Source organism: Streptomyces sp. NBC_00457, assembly GCF_036014015.1.
Classification (GTDB): Bacteria; Actinomycetota; Actinomycetes; order Streptomycetales; family Streptomycetaceae; genus Streptomyces.
In genome coordinates this window covers 1,952,879-1,972,684 of the sequence record NZ_CP107905.1, presented here as the reverse complement: position 1 = coordinate 1,972,684, position 19,806 = coordinate 1,952,879, and the positions used below count along the sequence as shown (strand labels likewise).

Sequence of the window (19,806 nt, the reverse complement as noted above, 5' to 3'; positions counted from 1 at the left end):
GATGCACGACGAACGCCAACGGATCGAAGAGCGCGTCCAGCGCCTTCACGACCAGCGCATCAAGGCTGCGGTCTACGCGGCCACGGTGCCGTTCGAGGTCGAGGCCTGGCAGGCGCCGGGCGAGCCGGTCTCCTTCGAGGAGGCGGCGGCCGCTCCCTACGCTCCCTTCGCGATGGACACCCCGTGGGGCCCGCCGTGGGGCACGACCTGGTTCCGGATGCGCGGACAGATCCCCGCCGAGTGGGCCGGCAAGCGCGTCGAGGCGGTCATCGACCTCGGCTTCATCGGCGACTGGCCCGGCAACCAGGCCGAGGCGCTGGTCCACCGCACCGACGGCACCCCGCTGAAGGCGGTCAACCCGCTCAACCAGTACGTGCCCATCGCCAACCCGGCGACCGGCGGTGAGCAGATCGACTACCTCGTCGAGGCGGCCTCCAACCCGGACATCCTCGCCGACAACTTCTCCAAGACCACGCCCATGGGCGACGTCCTCACCGCCGGCGACAAGCCCCTCTACACCTTCCAGCGCGCCGACCTCGCCGTCCTCGACGAGGAGGTCTTCCACCTCGACCTGGACGTGCAGGTACTGCGCGAGCTGATGCTGGAACTGGGCGAGCACGACCCGCGCCGGCACGAGATCGCGCACGCCCTGGACCGGGCGATGGACCTGCTGGACCTGGACGACGTCTCCGGCTCGGCGGCCGAGGTGCGTGAGGCGCTCGAGCCGGTGCTGTCGAAGCCCGCGCACGCGAGCGCGCACACCGTCTCCGGCGTCGGCCACGCGCACATCGACTCCGCCTGGCTGTGGCCGATCCGCGAGACCAAGCGCAAGACGTCCCGCACCTTCTCGAACGTCACCTCGCTCGCCGACGAGTACGAGGACTTCATCTTCGCCTGCTCGCAGGCCCAGCAGTACGAGTGGGTGCGCGACAACTACCCGCAGGTGTGGGCACGCATCCAGGAGTCGGTGAAGAAGGGCCAGTGGGCTCCCGTCGGCGGCATGTGGGTGGAGGCCGACGGCAACCTGCCCGGCGGCGAGGCGGTCGCCCGGCAGTTCATCCACGGCAAGCGGTTCTTCATCGAGCACTTCGGCGTCGAGACCAAGGGCGTGTGGCTGCCCGACTCCTTCGGCTACACCGCGGCCTACCCGCAGCTCGCCAAGCTGGCCGGCAACGAGTGGTTCCTCACCCAGAAGATCTCCTGGAACCAGACCAACAAGTTCCCCCACCACACCTTCTGGTGGGAGGGCATCGACGGCACCCGCATCTTCACGCACTTCCCGCCGGTCGACACCTACAACGCCCGCTTCAGCGGCGAGGAGATGTCCCGCGCGGTCCGCAACTACCAGGAGAAGGGAGGCGCCACCCGCTCCCTTGCCCCCTTCGGCTGGGGCGACGGCGGTGGCGGCCCCACCCGCGAGATCATGGAACGGGCGCGCAGGCTGGCAGACTTGGAGGGCTCCCCGAAGGTCGTCGTCGAGCACCCGGACGACTTCTTCGCCAAGGCCCGCGAGGAGTACCCCGACGCCCCGGTCTGGGTCGGCGAGCTCTACCTCGAACTGCACCGCGCCACCTACACCTCGCAGGCCCGCACCAAGCAGGGCAACCGCCGCTCCGAACACAAGCTCCGCGAGGCCGAGTTGTGGGCGACGACGGCGGCACTGCACGCGCCGGGCTACACCTACCCGTACGAGAAGCTGGACCGCCTGTGGAAGACGGTGCTGCTGCACCAGTTCCACGACATCCTGCCGGGCTCGTCGATCGCCTGGGTGCACCGGGAGGCCGAGGCCGAATACGCCCGTGTGGCCGAGGAGTTGGAGGCCCTGACGCAGGAGGCGGTGAGCGCCCTCGGCGGTGGCGGACCCCGGGTGTTCAACACCAGTCCGTACGAGCGTTCCGAGGTGCTGCGCGCGGCCGACCGGCCGGTCTACGTGGAGGTACCGGCGGGCGGCAGCGCACCTCTCACCGCCGCCGAGCCCCCGCAACCGGTGACGGTGGAGGGCCGCACCCTCGACAACGGCCTCGTACGCGTGACGGTGGCGGACGACGGAACCCTGTCGTCCGTCCGCGACCTGCGGGCGAACCGCGAAGTCCTCGCCGACGCGGGCAACCTGCTCCGCCTCCACACCGACCTTCCCAACTACTGGGACGCCTGGGACGTCGACAAGCATTACAAGAACCGCTACAAGGACCTGCTGGACGCCTCGGAGATCACCGTCGCCGCCCAGGACCCGCTGCTCGGCGCGATCCGCGTCGTGCGGTCCTTCGGCAACGGCTCGACCATCACCCAGACCATCACCCTGCGCGCCGGCAGCCCCCGCATCGACTTCGAGACGGACATCGACTGGCACGAGGCCGAGAAGTTCCTCAAGGCGGGCTTCCCGGTGGACATCCGCGCCCCGCACACCTCCGCCGAGATCGCGTACGGCCACATCCAGCGCCCCACGCACACCAACACCAGCTGGGAGGCGGCCCGCTTCGAGGTGTCCGGCCACCGCTGGGTACACATCGGCGAACCCGGCTACGGCGTCGCCGTCATCAACGACTCGACGTACGGCCACGACGTCTCCCGCACGGTCCGCGAGGACGGCGGTACGACGACCACGGTCCGCCTCAGCCTGGTCCGCGCCCCGCGCATCCCGGACCCGGAGGCCGACCAGGGCCGCCACCGCTTCACCTACGCGCTGCTCCCCGGCGCGACCATCGAGGACGCCGTCGCCGAGGGCTACGCCCTCAACCTCCCGCTCCGCGTGGCGGATGCGGCGGGCGCCCCCGAGCCGGTCGTCTCCGTCGACGGGGAGGGCGTCACCGTCGAGGCGGTCAAGCTCGCGGACGACCGGTCCGGGGATGTCGTCGTACGGCTCTACGAGTCGCGCGGCGGACGTGCGCAGGGCGTCCTGCGTACGGGGTTCCCGTTGGGCGGGGTGAAGGTGACCGACCTGTTGGAACGTCCGCTTGTGGACGAGCGCGTTGAGGTTGTCGACGGTGGGGTCGTGGTCGAGTTGCGGCCGTTCCAGGTGCTGACGTTGCGTCTCGCTCGCGCGTAGCGCTCCGCTAAGGGGGCCGGTTGTTCACTGCGGGTCCGGTGGGGGCTGGTCGCGCAGTTCCCCGCGCCCCTAAAGGGGCGCGGCAGCCCCTGCTCCTTCGCAGTGACCCAAGACCCAAGTAACCGTCGAGGAGTTCAGCCGTGCCCATGCAGCCGTGGTTCACCGACGCCAAGCTAGTGTCCTGCGCCAGAGATCCGTCGGCAGAGGCGGGCGAGGGAGTCGAGGATCTCTTCGGCGGTCTTGGTCCAGATGAACGGTTTAGGGTCTTCGTTCCAGTCCTTGACCCAGGCGCGGATGTCGGCCTCGAGGGCTTGGATGTTCTTGTGTGCGCCGCGGCGGATCATCTGGTGCGCGAGGTAGCCGAACCACCGCTCGACCTGGTTGATCCAGGAGGAGCCGGTCGGGGTGAAGTGCAGCTCGAAGCGCGGGTGTCTCGCCAGCCAGGCCTTGATCGCTGGAGTCTTGTGGGTGCCGTAGTTGTCCACGATCAGGTGGACCTGCAGCTGTGCGGGCACCTCCTTGTCGATCCGGATCAGGAACTTCTTGAACTCCGCAGCCCGGTGCCGACGGTGCAGGGCGGTGATGACTTCACCGGTGGCGACGTCGAAGGCAGCGAAGAGGGTGGTCAGCCCGTTGCGCACGTAGTCATGGGTGCGCCGCTCGGGCATGCCCGGCATTATCGGCAGCACCGGCTGGGACCGGTCCAGGGCCTGGATCTGCGACTTCTCGTCCACCGAGAGCACCACCGCCCCCTCGGGCGGGTTGAAGTACAGGCCCACGACGTCGTAGACCTTCTCCACGAACAACGGGTCGGTCGACAACTTGAAGGTGTCCGCCAGATGCGGCTTGAGCTGGAACTGCCGCCAGATCCGGCCGACCGTGGACTTCGACAGGCCGCTGTGTTGCGCCATCGATTTCCGCGACCAGTGGGTGGCGTTCTTGGGCAGTTGTTCCAGCGTGGTGACCACGACGGCTTCCACCTGATCGACGCTGATGGTGGGCGGCCGGCCCGGTCGGGGCTCGTCGACCAGTCCGTCCAGCCGCTGGGTGAGGAAGCGCCGCCGCCACTTGCGGACCGTGTCCGCGGCCACCCGCAACTCGCGGGCGACCGCGACAATCGGCGGTACTTCCGGCCCCGCGCACGCCAGCACGATCCGCGCTCGCAGGGCCAGGGCCTGGGCCGATGTTGCCCGACGCGTCCACCGCTCCAACACCGCCCGCTCGTCATCAGACAGCAGCAACGGCTGCAGCTTCGGGCCCCGACGAGGAACTGACGCACCAGCAGTAGAAGTCACACACCAACTAACGATCAACTACTGGCGCAGGACACTAGGCATCTTCATTCACTGGGGGATCTACGCGGTCGACGGCGTCCAGGAGTCCTGGTCGTTCTACGACGACATCGTCCCGTACGACACCTACATGTCGCAGTTCGAGCGCTTCACCGCCTCCCGGTACGAGCCGCGGGAGTGGGCGAAGCTGTTCGCGCGCGCCGGTGCCAAGTACGCCGTTCTGACCACCCGCCATCACGACGGCGTCGCCCTCTGGGACACCGCGTACGGCGATCTGAACGTGGGCCGGGACCTGATATCCGGGTACGCCGACGCCCTGCGCGAGCAGGGCCTCAAGGTCGGGTTCTACTACTCGCACTCCGACTGGAGCCACCCCGACTACGCCTCCACGCGCAAGCCGGGCCGGCCGCCGGAGCTGGAGGACAACCGGTACTCCGAGGTCGCGGCCGAGGACGAGGACCTGGACGCCTGGGAACGGTTTCTCGCCTACCGGGACGGCCAGATCCGCGAACTCACCGCGCGCTACAAGCCGGACCTGATGTGGTTCGACGGGGAGTGGGACCGCAGCGAGGAGCAGTGGCGCATCCCCGAGCTGGCCGCGCTGATCCGCTCCGAGGTCCCGGACGTCGTCTTCAACGCCCGCATGCTCAGCGAGGGCGACTACGCGACCCCCGAGCAGGGCGCCCCGGTCGTCCCGCCCGAGGGTCCCTGGGAGCTGTGCCTGACGATCAACGACTCCTGGGGTCACCAGCACCACGACCACAACCACAAGTCGGTCGACCAGCTGATCCGCTACTTCGCCGAGACGATCGGCGGTGGCGGCAATCTGCTCCTCAGCGTCGGACCGAGGGAGGACGGCACGATCCCGCAGGAGCAGGCCGAGCGGCTGGAGGGGCTCGGCGACTGGATCGCCAAGCACGCGGAGGCGGTGTACGGCACCGAGCGCGGCCTCCCGGCCGGTCACCACTACGGCCCGAGCACCCTCTCCAAGGACCGCCGCACCCTCTACCTGATCCTCTTCGACGCGCCGCGCGCCGAGATCAACGTACGCGGTCTGCTCGGTTCGGTGCGCCGGGTCAGCGTGCTCGGAAGCGGCACGGAACTGGCCCACCGGATCACCGGCGGCCTGCACGAGACGCCGGGCGTGCTGTGGATCGAACCGCCCGCCGCGGCGGACCTCGACCCGCACGCCACGGTCCTCGCCGTCGAGCTGGACGGCGAACTGGAGCTGTACCGGGGGGCCGGGCGTTTCTGATCCTGGACACGTCGTCCCCGGAACTCCCATCAAGAATTAAGAAAGCGGTAAAGCGCCTGGTCACGGCCGATTTTCCGGAGTTCGCGACCATGGCGCTTTGCTTCTTGGACACTTGGAGTTTGCCAACTGCCCGTGAGATGCCAAGGTAAGGCGCAAGAGAAAGGTGTCGCGGTGGGAGACTCGCGTAAGTCAGCGATCGGCAAGGGGCTGAGGCGCCGGGGGAGGCTGATGATGCAGGCGGTGAGCCCGCCGCGTCGCACCCTGGACGCCATTCCGTCGCCCCGGCCCGCCGCGAAGCCGAAGGAGTCGACGTACGTCGCTCCGATCGCCCCGCGCCTGGTGGAGGCGCCGGTCTTCGTGCTGTCCTCGGTGCGCTCCGGCTCGACCCTGCTCCGGGTGCTGCTGAACAGCCACAGCCGGATCCGCGCCCCGCACGAGATGCATCTGCGCACCGTCCACGTCGAGCTGACCCGCAGCTTCACCGCGGACGCCATGAAGGCGCTGGAACTCGACAAGGCCGAGCTGGAGCACCTTCTCTGGGACCGGGTGCTGCACCTGGAGCTGACCCGCAGCGGCAAGGACATCATCGTCGACAAGACGCCACCCAACACCCTCATCTGGCCCCGCCTGGACCGATGTTGGCCCAGCGCCCGCTACATCCTGCTGCTGCGCCACCCCGGCGCGATCGTCGCGTCCCTGACCGACCGCCGCCGGGACCCCGACCACGAGGCCATCCGCGCCGAGGTGCTCAACTACTCGGAGAAGCTGGAAGAGGCCCGGCAGAAGCTCGGGAACGCGCACATCGTCACGTACGAGGAACTCACCGCCGAACCGGAGAAGGCCACCCGCGCCCTGTGCGACTACCTCGGCGTCGACTGGGAGAGCGGCATGCTCGACTACGGCAACAAGGACCACGGCACCTTCCGCCCCCAGCTCGGCGACTGGAGCAGCACCATCAAGTCGGGCCGCATCCAGCCCGCCCGCACCGCCGACCCGACCGCCGAACTCCCGCCCCGCCTGAGGGAGATCGCGAAGGCATGGGGGTACGAGGTCTAGGGACCAGGCGTCAACTAATCCATGCCGGCGAGGGAGACCTACCTAAGGGGCGCGGGGAACTGCGCGACCAGCCACAGCGAACCCGCACCCGGCAGACAACCTAGAGCGGCAGTACCTGCGCCGCCGCACCCGCACCCGACTCCCTCGGCTCAAGCGCCGCAGGCGAAGGCACAGGCGTCCTCGACATCGGCGGCACAGCCTCCCGCTGCTGAGGCAACGACACCGTGCGCAACGGCCGCGGCCCGGAGACCACCGTGTAGTCCTGCCCGAGGAACGGCGGAACCACCTCACCCGGATCCTCGCCGAGCGCCAACTGCACAGCGGCCCAAGGCGCGTTGACCCCACACAGCGACAGCTGATGCAGCCCGCCCGCCGGACGCGTGTTGACGTCCATCAGCACCGGCGTGTCCCCGAACATCCGGAACTGGATGTTGGACAGGTAGTGCAGCCCGAACCCCTCCGCGATCGCCCGCGCCGGTGCCAGCCACTGCTCATGCAGAGTGAACCCACGTCGCCGGCCGTTCTTCGTGCGGCCCACCGCCAGCCGGATCCGGTTGTCGGGCCCGGTGAGGCAGTCCACCGACACCTCCGGCTGCTCGAGACGCGGCATGACCAGCCAGTCCACCGGCTCCTCGGACTGCCGCACCGCCTGCACGACCAGGTCGAGAGGGACGTACGAACTCGGGAAGCCGTTGAGATGCATCATCGAGAACGGCGTGCGGGTGATGTTGCGGAAGCCCACCCCGCCCGCGCCGGACGCCGGCTTGAAGCACGCCTTGTGGCCGCCCGCCTCCAACTCCTCGACAGCGGCGACGAGTTCGTCCGCCGACCGCACCCGCCACCACGGCGGCACCGGCACGCCGATCGCCTCGACCGCCTCGTAGGCGATCACCTTGTCGTGGAAGACGGCCACGGCCTCGGGCGGCGGCGCGAGCACCGCCGTACCGACCGCCTCGAAGTCGGCGCGGTGCGCCACGATCGCCGACTGCTGAGCACGCGGCACGAACACGTCGATGCCGCGGCGGACGCACTGGTCCAGGGCGTACTCGACATACGCGGCCGGGGACAGGCCCTCCGGCTCGAGGTCGGCGGTGTCGGCGGCGGCCAGCACAGGGGAGTCGGCATCGCCGTGCGTGGCATGGATCTCGACGGCCCGATCGCTGGGATTTCGTCGCAGCTGATCCATGAAGAACACGTTCTCCGCGTACGTGCGGTTGAGCCAGACGCGTACGCGAGAGACCATGCAGGCCGCCTTTCATGGTTCGCGGGCACGGCGGAGCAGGCCGTGCCCGGCCAGATCGAATCGAGGGAACACCAAACTGTCCCTGGTGAAGGGAAGTCCGTGGTGTGGTGTTGGGGCGATCATACGGCTTCGCGGGGGTGCGGCGTGCAACGTACGTGTTACGGATTTTCGGAGGTTGCCTGACGGGACGATGTTCTCCTGATAACCCGCGCGCCCCGCCCTGGAGACCCGCCTTGTCCGGGTGCTGCGGATGTGCTGTCGTGGAGCCATTCCTGCGCGGAAGGGGCGAACACGTGACGTCGACGGCCGGTGGTGCCGGACAGCTGCTGGCCATCAGCGATCTGCACATCGGCTACCCGGAGAACCGCGCCCTCGTCGAGAAGATGCACCCCGAGACGGACGACGACTGGCTCCTGGTGGCCGGCGACGTCTCCGAGACCGTCTCCGACGTCCGCTGGGCCCTGAAGACCCTCGCCGGGCGCTTCCGCAAGGTCGTCTGGGCCCCCGGCAACCACGAACTGTGGACCCACCCGAAGGACCCCGTCACCCTGCGCGGCGTCGCCCGCTACGAGCACCTCGTCGAGGAGTGCCGGGAACTGGGCGTGCTCACACCCGAGGACCCGTACCCCATCTGGGACGGCCCCGGCGGCCCGGTGGCCGTGGCGCCGCTGTTCCTGCTCTACGACTACTCGTTCCTCCCGGCCGGCTGCGCGACCAAGGAAGAGGGACTGGCGTACGCGCACGGAACCGGGATCGTCTGCAACGACGAGTATCTGCTGCACCCCGACCCCTACCCGAGCCGCGACGCCTGGTGCCGGGCCCGGGTCGCGGCCACCGAGGGCAGGCTCGCCGAGCTGCCCGGCGACCTGCCGACGGTGCTGGTCAACCACTACCCGCTGGACCGGCACCCGACGGACGTCCTGTGGTACCCCGAGTTCGCCATGTGGTGCGGCACCGGGCTGACGGCCGACTGGCACCGCAGATTCCGGGTCCGGACCATGGTCTATGGTCATCTGCACATTCCGCGGACGACCTGGCACGACGGTGTCCGCTTCGAAGAGGTGTCCGTCGGATACCCGCGAGAATGGAGCAAGCGCTCCCAGGAGCCGGGGGCGCTGCGCCGCATACTGCCCAGGGAGGTCGGGCCAGGTGATCGAGGAGCTGCTGCCCGCCTCGGTGGTGGTCGTGGAGACGTACGGTAGCGACGAGCCGGCTCCCCTGTACCCCGAGGAAGAGGCGGTCGTGGCGCGGGCGGTCGACAAACGCCGCCGTGAGTTCGCCACCGTACGGACCTGTGCCCGCCGCGCCATGGAGAAGCTCGGCGTGCCGCCGCAGGCCGTGCTGCCCGGCGAGCGTGGCGCACCGGGCTGGCCGGCCGGCCTGGTCGGCAGCATGACCCACTGCGAGGGCTACCACGCCGCCGCCCTGGTCCGCGCCACCGACCTCGCCTCGATCGGCATCGACGCCGAACCCCATGACCCGCTCCCGGAGGGTGTGCTGGCCGCCGTGGCCCTGCCCACGGAGGTACCGCGGCTCAGCGGCCTGGCCGCGCTCCATCCGGACATCCACTGGGACCGGCTGCTGTTCAGCGCCAAGGAGTCCGTGTACAAGGCGTGGTTCCCCCTCACCCGGCAGTGGCTCGACTTCACCGAGGCCGACATCGAGATCTCCGCGCACCCTGGCGACCGGCTCGGCGGCGCCTTCCGCGCCGAACTCCTGGTCCCCGGACCGCTGATCGACGGCCGGCGGCTCCGTCACTTCGAGGGCCGCTGGACCGTCCGGCGCGGCCTGGTGGCGACGGCCGTCTCCGTACGCCACCAGGCCGGGGCGTAGGTCAGGCCTCCGGGCACCAGCTCTGCAGCAGCCGGAAGAACTCCTCCTCGTTGCCCGCGAGACCCGCCTCCGCCAGCGCCTGCTCCGCCTCGGCCAGCACGGACGGCGGAACGGCGGGTGGCAGCCCACCGCCCGGCGGGCCGGCAGCGGTGTCGAAGGCCGCACGCACGGTGTGCAGCAGCCGCAGATAGGCCTGTACGGCGGTGCGCTCACGGTCGGTCATCAGGGCGGTCTGCATCGGTCGGCTCTCCCCACGTCGGCGTCGGTCGGGCGCGCCTGAGCACTCGGACGGCACGCACCTCCAAGTCTGCCGCCCACCACTGACAATCGACCTCGCCCACCTGCCGGTTCGCCCACTCAGCCCACGGCGGGTGCAGGGCGAGGGCCAGGTGAGAACCGGGTGAGGTGCCGGGCGGGTGTGAGGTGGGTGCGGGGTGAGGTGCCGGGCGGGTGCGGGGTGAGTGCCGGGTGAGTGCCCACCAACGCCCACTGGTCCGACGCGCCGGCCGCGAGGGAGCCGCAGGGGGCGCGCCGGTGTCGAGACGGCGAACGCGCGGAGGCGCGAAGCGTCGAGCACGATCGCCGTCTCGACACCGGCATTAAGCGCCCCCGAAGGCGACCGAGCCATCCAACACAGCGCGTCGCCAGCCGCTAGATGCCGCCCCCCGAAGGCGACCGAGCCAATGTCACAACCCCAAATACCCCAACGACGCCTCGATCCGCCCAGCCAACCGATCCCGCTGCACCGGCCCCCGCGACGACGACCCGGCAAGCCAGGTACGGCACTTGCTGGCCAGCAGGAGGCCGAAGCTCTCGGCGTCCTGCTCCTCGGCTTCGTCGAAGCGGGTGCGGGCGGCGATCCGGCGGACGGTGTCCTCGAGGTCGGCCTCGTCGCTGAGCAGCCGGGCGGCGACGGCGGCGCCCTCGACATGGTGGCTGCAGTGCCCGGCCTTCATGTGCCACAGCTCGTGGCCGAGGATGACCAACTGGTGGTCGGGGGCGGTGCGTTCCTCGACGACCACGACGTCCTGGTCGTTCATGTCGAGCCACAGCCCGCTGGCGGTGCCGGGCGGGAAGGCGGCCGTACGGAAGTGGACAGGACGGCCGCGGCGTCTGCTCATCGCGTCGCACAGGGCGCCGTACAGGTCCTCGGGCCGCGCCGGTGCGGGGAGCGTGAGCTCCGCGACCAACTCGCCGCACAGGCGGCGCATTTCCTTGTCGATGCCCACTGATCTCCCCAGGCTCAGGACTCGGGCCGCTTGACGCTCTCCAGGAGCATGTCCAGCCATTCGGCGACCTTGTCGCGGTGCTGGTCGGTGGGCAGCTGCGCGGCCCGCCAGGCGATTCCGCGGACGCCGTGGTCCTGCAGCAGCCGCTCCAGCGGGTCGTCGGCGGCGGCCGCCGCCTCCCGCTCACGGTCGGCGAGCTTCTGCAGCAGCTCCTGCTCGGTGCGCTGAAGGGCGCCCGCGAGCGCTTCGGGATCCTCGGCCGTCAGGAATCCGGCATGCACCCGGAAGAAGCGCTGAATGGCGTCGCAGTGCTCCATGGTGGGACGCCGGTCGCCGTTGATGAGAGCGCCCGCCTGCTGCCGAGACATGCCCGCACCGTCGGCGATCTCCTGCTGGGTGTACTTGCGCCCGTTCGGCTTGAGCCGGGTGCGGCGCAGCAGGTCCAGGCGTTGCAGAAACCGCGCCTGCACATCGGGCTCGCCCGCCGGCCGACCGCTCAGCAGGGCCTTGACCACGGGCTCGGGGACACCGGAGGCGACGGACAGACGGCCGGTGGCGAAGGCGTCCGCGTGCGCCACGCCCAGCCGGTCGGCGAGTGCGGTGACCCGGGCGACGACCGCCGGCAGAGCCGCCATCGCGGCGCCGGGACCCTCGAAGCCATCCGTCACCGACAGATCTCCCACGTCTCTCACAGGCCTTCTCACCGGCATTCTCACCACACACGGTTGGCGTGAACTTCCCGGAGAGTAGCCGGTGGTTCGAACTCACATCCAGGTGTCGCCACAACTGTGGCCAATTTCAGCCGTCAACCGGCATGAAATGCCACGATAGTTGACACACCTCGCGTCGGGGCACGAGGATCAAGGCGCCGCGTGAAGGCCGCATAGGCAAGAGGGGTGACCTCCCGATGGCGTATCAGGCAGGTGGGCAGCGGCCGGCGCCGCGGCCCGTCCCCGAGAGTCTTGAGGCCCAGGCGTATCTCCATGACTACGCCACCCTCCTGGAGGCCGTCACCTTCCCGTCCGTCGTGCTCGATCACCGGTGGGACGTGGTCCTGAGCAACACCGCTTTCGAGACACTTTTCCGCGGCATCGGCCCGCACCCCACGGCCATGCCGTACGACAACTTCCTGCGCTTCGTCCTGTTCCACCCGGACGCGAGCACGGTCCTCGGCGACCACGAGTCGAGTTGGTGCCTGCCCATGCTGGCCCTCTTCGCCGCCGCCGTCGAGCGGCACGGCCACGACCACGGGCTGCAGGCGATCCGCCGGGACATCGCCCAGGACCCCATCATGGAGGCCGCCTACCGGCACGGCCTGCCGCACTGGATCCGCGCGGTCGGCGAGCAGGCCCTCGCCCACGACGGCGCGGTCCGCCCGCTGCTGCACCCGGACCCGCGCTGGGGCGCCACGGACTGCCGGGTCGTCGACGAAACCCCCCGGACGCTGCACGAGATGGGCTACACGCGGATGACGCTGATCCTCCGCCCCGCCCGCCGCGCCACCCCCACCGGCCGCAGGCCCGCACGAGCCCGCCGCACGGCGAGCCACCTCACGGTGGTCTCCGCCCCCGACGCCTGACCGGGCACCGCCGGCGTTCAGGTCGCCGACGGCGCTCTGGTCAGGACGGGGCGCGTCGCCCCCCTTTCCGGTTTCCGGGGTCAGCCCGCGAACTTTCCGGTTTCCTGGGTCAGCCCGCGAACTCCCGCATCCACGCCTCGACTTCGTCGGCCGAGCGGGGCAGCCCCGCCGACAGGTTCTCGTTCCCGTCCGCCGTCACCAGCACATCGTCCTCGATCCGGACGCCGATGCCGCGCCACTCCTCGGGGACGGTCAGGTCGTCGGGCTGGAAGTACAGGCCGGGCTCGACGGTCAGGCACATACCGGCTTCCAGCACGCCGTCGATGTAGTCCTCGTTGCGGGCCTGCGCACAGTCGTGCACGTCGAGACCGAGCATGTGGCCGGTGCCCGCCATGGTGAAGCGGCGCTGGAGATCCAGCTCGTACACGCGCTCGGCCGGGCCCTCCAGGAAGCCCCACTCGACCAGCCGGGCGGCCAGCGACCGCTGGGCGGCCTCATGGAAGTCGCGGAAGTGCGCACCGGGCTTGACCGCGGCCATGCCCGCCTCCTGGGCCTCGTACACCGCGTCGTAGATCTCGCGCTGCAGCGGCGTGAAGGTGCCGCTGATCGGGAGCGTGCGCGTGACGTCGGCGGTGTAGAGCGTGTGGGTCTCCACGCCCGCGTCCAGCAGGAGGAGTTCGCCGGGGCGGACCGGGCCGTCGTTGTCCTGCCAGTGCATGATCGTGGCGTGCTCGCCTGCCGCGCAGATCGAGCCGTAGCCGACGGTGTTGCCCTCGACGCGCGCCCGGCGGAAGAAGGTGCCCTCGATCCACCGCTCGGAGGTGGCGATCGCCTGCGACAACTCCCGTACGACATCGGTGAATCCGCGGACCGTCGCATCCACGGCGCGGCGCAGTTCGCCTGTCTCCCACTCGTCCTTGATCAGCCGTAGCCCGGAGACGGCCTCCTCGAACGCGTCGTCCCGCTCCTCGTCGGTGGCGAGCACCTCCTCCAGGGACGGGTCGATGCCGCGGACGATGCGGGTGGGTGTGTCGGTCGACTTCGCGAGGTCCTCGGCGATCGTACGGATGTCCCGGCACTCCATGCCGAGCACCTGCTCCGACTCGGCGAGCGTACGGCGGCGGCCCATCCACAGCTCGGCGGTGTAGCCCGTCCAGAACTCGTCGCTGTCCCGGCTGTCGCGGGGGAGTTGGTAGCAGTGCGCGTCGTGGCCGCCGTCCGGGCGGGGTTCCAGGACCAGGGCGCCGTCGCGGGCCTGATCACCGGTCAAGTGCACATAGCCGGTGTACGGGCGGAACGGGTAATGGGCGTCGTTCGAGCGGATCTTGAGGCCTCCGGACGGGACGACCAGCCGCTCGCCCGGGAAGCGGGCCGACAGCGCGGCGCGGCGGCGGGCCGCGTACGGGGCCTGCTCGGTCGGTTGCAGATCCGTGCGTTCGGTGTCGGCCCAGCCCGTCCGCATCAGGGCGGACAACTCGTCGGAGATTCCTCGGTAGAGATAGTTCTTACGGCCGTTGGCCATGTCGGGGGCACCTCTTCCGTGTGTGACCTCGTGGGATGTCGTGTGACGTCGTCTGCACGTCGTTCCCAGCTGGAGCGGTATGTGACATAGTACTGATGTGAGCAAGCGATTGACCTGCGATGTCGTGGTCATCGGGGCCGGCATGGTGGGCGCCGCGTGCGCCCTGTACGCCGCCCGCGCGGGCCTCGACGTCACCGTCGTCGACCGTGGCCCGGTGGCCGGCGGCACGACCGGCGCCGGCGAGGGCAACATCCTCGTCTCCGACAAGGAGCCCGGCCCCGAACTGGACCTCGCGCTCCTCTCGGGCCGCCTCTGGGCAGAACTCGCGGCGGAGTTCGGGGAGTCCGTGGAGTACGAGGCCAAGGGCGGCGTCGTGGTGGCCACGTCCCCCGGTGGGCTCACCGCCCTGGAGCGCTTCGCCGCCGGCCAGCGCGCCGCCGGAGTCACCGCCCGACTCGTCGCACCCGACACCCTCTGCGACCTCGAACCCCATCTCGCCCCCGGTCTACCCGGCGCCGTCCACTATCCCCAGGACGCCCAGGTCATGCCCGCCCTGGCCGCCGCACACCTCCTCAAGGCCTCCGGCGCCCGCCTGTTCACCGGCCGGACCGTGACGGACATCCTGCGCACACCGGACGGGGCGGTCCGTGGCGTCCGTACCGACGGAGGTGACCTGCACGCCCGGGCGGTCGTCAACGCGGCGGGCACCTGGGGCGCCGACCTCGCCGCCCTCGCGGGCGTGCACCTTCCCGTCCTGCCGCGCCGAGGCTTCGTCCTCGTCACCGAACCGCTCCCGCGCATGGTCCACCACAAGGTGTACGCCGCCGACTACGTGGCCGACGTCGCCAGTGACTCGGCTGCCCTGCAGACCTCGCCGGTCGTGGAGGGCACGGCCGCCGGGCCGGTCCTGATCGGCGCGAGCCGTGAACGCGTCGGCTTCGACCGGACCTTCTCCCTGCCGGCCGTACGGGCGCTCGCGGCGGGTGCGACGCGGCTGTTCCCGTTCCTGGAGGGGGTCCACGCGATGCGCGCCTACCTCGGCTTCCGGCCGTACATGCCCGACCACCTGCCCGCCATCGGCCCTGATCCACGGGTGCCGGGCCTCCATCACGCCTGCGGTCACGAGGGTGCGGGCATCGGGCTCGCGACCGGCACGGGGCAACTGATCGCGCAGGTGCTGACCGACAAGGCCCCGGACCTGGACCTGACGCCGTTCCGGCCCGACCGCTTCGCCTCGCCCGAGGAGGCCGCGTGAGAACCCCGTTCGACCTGGCCGAGGCCCGACCCGGTCCCGCCTTCACCGTCACGCTGGACGGCCGCGAGATCGAGGCCCTCCCCGGCCAGACCGTCGCCGCCGCGCTCTGGTCGGTCGGCGTCACCTCCTGGCGCTCCACCCGTGTCGAAGGCCGCCCGCGCGGGATCTTCTGCGGCATCGGCGTCTGCTTCGACTGCCTGGTGACGGTCAACGACCGCCCGAACCAACGCGCTTGCCTCGTGCCGGTGCGGCCGGGCGATGCGATCCGTACGCAGGAGGGGACGGGGCACGATGACTGAACGGCCGCATCTCGCCGTGATCGGCGCGGGCCCCGCGGGTCTTGCCGCCACCGTGGCCGCCGCGTCGCGCGGTGTCCACGTCACCCTGATCGACTCGGCACCGCAGGCGGGCGGGCAGTTCTACCGCCGGCCCGCCGCCGAACTCCGCGCCCGCCGCCCGCAGGCCCTGCACCATCAGTGGCGGACCTGGGAGCGGCTGCGGGATGCCCTGGCCGAAGGTGTGGAGGCGGGACACGTCACGCACTTGACGGACCATCATGTCTGGCTGCTGGAAGGGAAGTCGGGCCACTTCACAGTGCACGCGCTGCTCGGACCCGAGCAGGAGGACCCCGTCGTCGTGCACGCCGACGCCGTCCTCCTCGCCACCGGCGGCTACGAGAAGGTCCTGCCCTTCCCCGGCTGGACCCTCCCCGGCGTCATCACCGCGGGCGGCGCCCAGGCCATGCTCAAGGGCGTCCTCGCCGTCTCCGGGCACACCGCCGTGGTCGCCGGGACCGGGCCGCTGCTGCTTCCGGTGGCGACCGGACTCGCCGCGGCCGGGATGAAGGTGGCAGCGCTCGTCGAGTCCGCGCACCCCAGAGATTTCGTACGACGGACCCGGGCGCTCGCGGCTCAGCCGGGCAAGGTCGGTGAAGGCGCCCAGTACGCGGCCCAGTTGCTCCGGCACCGGGTGCGCACCCTCGTGCAGCACACCGTGGTCGAGGCGCACGGCACTGAACGCCTAGAGGCGGTGACCGTCGCCGCGCTCGACGGCGCCGGACGCGTCCGGCCCGGCACCGAGCGGCGGATCCCCTGCGACACCCTCGCCGTAGGGCACGGGATGGTGCCGCACACCGACCTCGCCGAGACCCTGGGCTGCCGCCTCGACGGACCGAACGTCCACGTCGACGACGAGCAGCGCACCGACGTCCCCGGCGTCTGGGCCGCGGGCGAGACGACCGGCATCGGCGGCGCGGCCCTCGCCCTCGCCGAGGGGCACATCGCGGGATGCGCGGCCGCCGCGCGGCTGAACGGTGCCGAGCCCGACCCGCGCGCGTGGGCCGCGGCAGCGAAGTCCCGTAGCAGCTTGCGGGAGTTCTTCGCGGCGCTCGACACCGTGTACGCGCCGCCCGCTCACTGGGCCGAGCAGGTCACCGACGACACCGTGGTCTGCCGCTGCGAGGAGGTGACCGGCGGCGCGATCCGCGAGGCCGTCACCGACCTCGGTGCCGGTGATCTGCGGACCGTGAAGCTGCTGACGCGGGCCGGGATGGGCTGGTGCCAGGGGCGGGTGTGCGGGCCCGCGGTCGCGGGGCTGGCCGGGTGCGCTCAGGCACCGGGCCGCAGGCCGTTCGCGCGGCCGGTGCCGTTGGGGGTGCTGGCTCGGGCAGGGGAGCCCGAAGCCGAGTGATGCCACCAGTGATCTTTCACATTCCAATCGGAGGGAACCTCACATGACAGCCACCCCGACCCGTCCCTGGCGGGGCGTCCTCGTCGCCACCGCCCTCCCGCTCGACGACGACCTGTCCGTGAACCACGCCCGGTACGCCGAACACTGCTCCTGGCTGGTCGAGAACGGCTGCGACGGTGTCGTACCGAACGGCTCGCTCGGCGAATACCAGGTACTCACCCCCGAGGAGCGGGCCAAGGTCGTGGAGACCGCCGTGGCCGCCATCGGAGGCGAGCGCGTCATGCCCGGCGTCGCCGCCTACGGCTCGGCGGAGGCCCGCCGCTGGGCCGAGCAGGCACGCGACGCCGGCTGCGCGTCCGTGATGCTGCTGCCGCCCAACGCGTACCGCGCCGACGAGCGGTCGGTGCTGGCGCACTACGCGGAGGTCGCCAAGGCGGGGGTGCCGATCGTGGCGTACAACAACCCCATCGACACCAAGGTCGACCTTGTGCCGGAACTCCTCGCCAAGCTGCACGGCGAGGGCCACATCCAGGCCGTCAAGGAGTTCTCCGGCGACGTCCGCCGCGCCTATCAGCTCGCCGAACTCGCCCCGGAACTGGACCTGTTGATCGGCGCCGACGACGTTCTGCTGGAACTCGCGCTCGCCGGCGCCAAGGGCTGGGTGGCCGGCTACCCCAACGCGCTGCCCGCCGCGACCGTCGAGCTGTACCGGGCGGCCGTGGGCGGCGACCTCGCCACCGCCAGGAAGCTCTACGAGCAACTGCACCCGCTGCTGCGCTGGGACTCCAAGGTCGAGTTCGTGCAGGCGATCAAGCTGTCCATGGACATCGTCGGCCGGCACGGCGGCCCGGTTCGCCCGCCGCGCGTCCCGCTGCTGCCGGAGCAGGAGGCCGCCGTACGCGCCGCCACCGAGAAAGCCGTAGCCTCAGGGCTCGCGTGAAGGAGTCTGGACCATGCGCAGCAAACTCGTCCTGCACGCCGTCGACTCGCACACCGAGGGCATGCCCACCCGCGTGATCACCGGCGGGATCGGCACCATCCCCGGTGACACGATGAACGAGCGGCGGCTGTACTTCCGTGAACACCGGGACGACATCAAGCAGTTGCTGATGAACGAGCCGCGCGGCCACTCCGCGATGAGCGGCGCGATCCTCCAGCCGCCCACCCGCCCCGACTGCGACTGGGGCGTCGTCTACATCGAGGTCTCCGGCTACCTCCCGATGTGCGGACACGGCACGATCGGCGTGGCGACCGTGCTCGTCGAGACCGGCATGGTCGAGGTCGTCGAACCGGTCACCACGATCCGGCTCGACACCCCGGCGGGCCTGGTCGTCGCCGAGGTGGCGGTGGAGGACGGCGCGGCCAAAGCGGTCACCCTCCAGAACGTGCCGTCCTTCTCCGTCGCCCTCGACCGCAAGATCGCCCTTCCCGACGGGCGGACGGTGACCTATGACCTGGCATACGGCGGCAACTTCTACGCCATCCTGCCGCTGGACGAGTTCGGCCTGCCCTTCGACCGCTCCCGCAAGGACGACATCCTCACAGCGGCCCTGTCCCTGATGGAGGCGATCAACGCCGAGGGCGAGCCCGTCCACCCCGAGGACCCGTCGATCCACGGCTGCCACCACGTCCACCTGTACGCCCCCGGCTCCACCGCCCGCCACTCCCGGCACGCGATGGCCATCCACCCCGGCTGGTTCGACCGCTCGCCCTGCGGCACGGGCACCAGCGCGCGCATGGCGCAGCTGCACGCACGCGGCGAACTCCCCCTGAACACCGAGTTCGTGAACGAGTCCTTCATCGGAACCCGCTTCACCGGCCGCCTGCTCGCGACCACCGAGGTCGCCGGCCGCCCCGCCGTCCTGCCCAGCTTCACCGGCCGCGCCTGGATCACTGGCACGGCGCAGTATCTGCTCGACCCCGCCGACCCGTTCCCGGCCGGGTTCGTGCTGTGAGCCTGCGGCCCGCGTGCGCGTCCGCGACCGGAGATAATGTCGTGTGACGCGTGACATTGCACCGTCGCACAGCCCGTTTGCCCGCTAGGAGAGTCCCATGCCCGCCCAGCGCACCAGCGCCCCGACCGCCGCTGCTCCCGCCCTGCCCACGCTGGGCGGCAAGAAGAGCAGCTACCGTGAGCGGGTCGCCGACGCCCTGCGGGCCGCGCTCATCGCCGGTGAACTACGCCCCGGCGAGCTGTACTCCGCGCCCACCCTCGCCGCCCGCTTCGGCGTGTCGGCGACCCCGGTCCGCGAGGCGATGCTGGATCTCGCCAAGGAGGGTCTGGTCGACACCGTCCCCAACAAGGGGTTCCGGGTCACCGAGGTGTCCGAGGAACAACTCGACGAGTACAAGCACATCCGCGCCCTCATCGAGATCCCCACCGTCGTGGATCTGGCCAGGACCGCCGACTCGGCCTCGCTGGAGGCGCTGCGCCCGGCCGCGAGAGAGATCGTCGCCGCCGCTGCCGCCGGGGATCTCATCGCCTATGTCGAGGCCGACACCGCCTTCCATCTGGGCCTGCTCGCCCTCGTCGGCAACGCGCACCTCGTCGAGGTCGTCGGCGACCTGCGCAAGCGCTCCCGCCTGTACGGGCTCACCGCCCTGCTCGAGGCGGGCCGGCTGATGGCCTCCGCCGAAGAGCACCTCGAACTCCTCGACGCCCTGCTCGCCCGGGACGAAGACGCCGTACGGGAGGTCATGACCCGTCACCTCGGCCATGTCCGCGGCCTGTGGGCTGCCCGCGGCTGACAGCCGGACCTACGGGAACGGAACTGAACGCAAGCCGCTTGCATTTCTTGCGCTATTCT

The 19,806-nt window shown here is 70.7% G+C and carries 18 protein-coding genes; 12 read left to right on the top strand and 6 right to left on the bottom strand.

Features of this window, described 5'->3' with window-relative positions; translation table 11 throughout:
• The first annotated feature begins 1 nt into the window (after position 1).
• Entirely contained in the window at positions 2 to 3,046 is a 3,045-nt protein-coding gene (locus tag OG828_RS09165) for an alpha-mannosidase (protein WP_328500755.1), read from the top strand.
• A 173-nt stretch (positions 3,047 to 3,219) separates the two neighbouring features.
• Here the strand turns inward: OG828_RS09165 and OG828_RS09160 are convergent, their stop codons facing one another.
• Positions 3,220 to 4,341 carry an IS630 family transposase gene (locus OG828_RS09160; protein WP_328499797.1) on the bottom strand — a complete coding sequence of 374 codons (1,122 nt, stop codon included), beginning with the start codon at positions 4,339 to 4,341 and terminating at the stop codon, positions 3,220 to 3,222.
• 13 nt (positions 4,342 to 4,354) lie between these two features.
• On the opposite strand from OG828_RS09160, the gene OG828_RS09155 reads away from it, so the two are divergent.
• Both OG828_RS09155 and OG828_RS09150 read left to right on the top strand, forming a co-directional pair.
• Positions 4,355 to 5,593 carry an alpha-L-fucosidase gene (locus OG828_RS09155; RefSeq protein ID WP_328504828.1) on the top strand — a complete coding sequence of 413 codons (1,239 nt, stop codon included), beginning with the start codon at positions 4,355 to 4,357 and terminating at the stop codon, positions 5,591 to 5,593.
• Positions 5,594 to 5,824: 231 nt separating this feature from the next.
• On the top strand, positions 5,825 to 6,649 hold the full coding sequence (locus OG828_RS09150; protein WP_328371680.1) for a sulfotransferase family protein: 825 nt from the start codon (positions 5,825 to 5,827) through the stop codon (positions 6,647 to 6,649).
• A gap of 100 nt (positions 6,650 to 6,749) precedes the next feature.
• Here the strand turns inward: OG828_RS09150 and OG828_RS09145 are convergent, their stop codons facing one another.
• The gene (locus OG828_RS09145; protein ID WP_328500754.1) at positions 6,750 to 7,892 is read right to left on the bottom strand and encodes an ATP-grasp domain-containing protein; all 1,143 of its coding nucleotides are present in this window, start codon (positions 7,890 to 7,892) and stop codon (positions 6,750 to 6,752) included.
• A gap of 293 nt (positions 7,893 to 8,185) precedes the next feature.
• On the opposite strand from OG828_RS09145, the gene OG828_RS09140 reads away from it, so the two are divergent.
• Positions 8,186 to 9,094 (top strand): metallophosphoesterase family protein, encoded by a 909-nt coding sequence (locus OG828_RS09140; RefSeq protein WP_328500753.1) that lies wholly within the window; start codon positions 8,186 to 8,188, stop codon positions 9,092 to 9,094.
• On the top strand, positions 9,042 to 9,725 hold the full coding sequence (locus OG828_RS09135; protein ID WP_328500752.1) for a 4'-phosphopantetheinyl transferase family protein: 684 nt from the start codon (positions 9,042 to 9,044) through the stop codon (positions 9,723 to 9,725). The genes OG828_RS09140 and OG828_RS09135 overlap by 53 nt, the downstream gene beginning before the upstream one ends.
• Before the next feature lies 1 nt (position 9,726).
• Here the strand turns inward: OG828_RS09135 and OG828_RS09130 are convergent, their stop codons facing one another.
• The 3 genes from OG828_RS09130 to OG828_RS09120 all read right to left on the bottom strand — a co-directional run bounded on the left by OG828_RS09130 (position 9,727) and on the right by OG828_RS09120 (position 11,622).
• Complete coding sequence (locus OG828_RS09130) at positions 9,727 to 9,963, bottom strand: hypothetical protein (protein ID WP_328352317.1); 237 nt, start codon at positions 9,961 to 9,963, stop codon at positions 9,727 to 9,729.
• 448 nt (positions 9,964 to 10,411) lie between these two features.
• The gene (locus OG828_RS09125) at positions 10,412 to 10,936 is read right to left on the bottom strand and encodes a toxin-antitoxin system, toxin component (RefSeq protein WP_210575517.1); all 525 of its coding nucleotides are present in this window, start codon (positions 10,934 to 10,936) and stop codon (positions 10,412 to 10,414) included.
• A 32-nt stretch (positions 10,937 to 10,968) separates the two neighbouring features.
• The gene (locus tag OG828_RS09120; protein WP_328371676.1) at positions 10,969 to 11,622 is read right to left on the bottom strand and encodes a helix-turn-helix domain-containing protein; all 654 of its coding nucleotides are present in this window, start codon (positions 11,620 to 11,622) and stop codon (positions 10,969 to 10,971) included.
• Between the two features lie 239 nt (positions 11,623 to 11,861).
• Between OG828_RS09120 and OG828_RS09115 the strand changes: the two genes are divergently transcribed.
• Positions 11,862 to 12,533 carry an MmyB family transcriptional regulator gene (locus OG828_RS09115; protein ID WP_328352314.1) on the top strand — a complete coding sequence of 224 codons (672 nt, stop codon included), beginning with the start codon at positions 11,862 to 11,864 and terminating at the stop codon, positions 12,531 to 12,533.
• A gap of 109 nt (positions 12,534 to 12,642) precedes the next feature.
• On the opposite strand, the gene OG828_RS09110 is transcribed toward OG828_RS09115, so the two are convergent.
• A complete protein-coding gene (locus OG828_RS09110) occupies positions 12,643 to 14,055 on the bottom strand; it encodes an aminopeptidase P family protein (RefSeq protein WP_328500751.1) in 1,413 nt (470 codons plus the stop codon).
• Between the two features lie 97 nt (positions 14,056 to 14,152).
• On the opposite strand from OG828_RS09110, the gene OG828_RS09105 reads away from it, so the two are divergent.
• From OG828_RS09105 to OG828_RS09080, 6 genes are all read left to right on the top strand, one after another.
• Positions 14,153 to 15,310 (top strand): NAD(P)/FAD-dependent oxidoreductase, encoded by a 1,158-nt coding sequence (locus OG828_RS09105; protein ID WP_328500750.1) that lies wholly within the window; start codon positions 14,153 to 14,155, stop codon positions 15,308 to 15,310.
• Positions 15,307 to 15,609 carry a (2Fe-2S)-binding protein gene (locus OG828_RS09100; protein WP_328500749.1) on the top strand — a complete coding sequence of 101 codons (303 nt, stop codon included), beginning with the start codon at positions 15,307 to 15,309 and terminating at the stop codon, positions 15,607 to 15,609. The genes OG828_RS09105 and OG828_RS09100 overlap by 4 nt, the downstream gene beginning before the upstream one ends.
• Positions 15,602 to 16,999, top strand: coding sequence for an NAD(P)/FAD-dependent oxidoreductase (locus OG828_RS09095; RefSeq protein ID WP_328500748.1), 1,398 nt, complete (start codon positions 15,602 to 15,604; stop codon positions 16,997 to 16,999). The genes OG828_RS09100 and OG828_RS09095 overlap by 8 nt, the downstream gene beginning before the upstream one ends.
• A 43-nt stretch (positions 17,000 to 17,042) precedes the next feature.
• Positions 17,043 to 17,939 (top strand): dihydrodipicolinate synthase family protein, encoded by an 897-nt coding sequence (locus tag OG828_RS09090; RefSeq protein ID WP_328352299.1) that lies wholly within the window; start codon positions 17,043 to 17,045, stop codon positions 17,937 to 17,939.
• Positions 17,940 to 17,952: 13 nt separating this feature from the next.
• Positions 17,953 to 18,954: a proline racemase family protein gene (locus OG828_RS09085; protein ID WP_328437429.1), complete on the top strand. Its 1,002-nt coding sequence runs from the start codon at positions 17,953 to 17,955 to the stop codon at positions 18,952 to 18,954.
• A 97-nt stretch (positions 18,955 to 19,051) separates the two neighbouring features.
• Complete coding sequence (locus OG828_RS09080) at positions 19,052 to 19,747, top strand: GntR family transcriptional regulator (protein WP_328500747.1); 696 nt, start codon at positions 19,052 to 19,054, stop codon at positions 19,745 to 19,747.
• Positions 19,748 to 19,806: the final 59 nt, after the last annotated feature.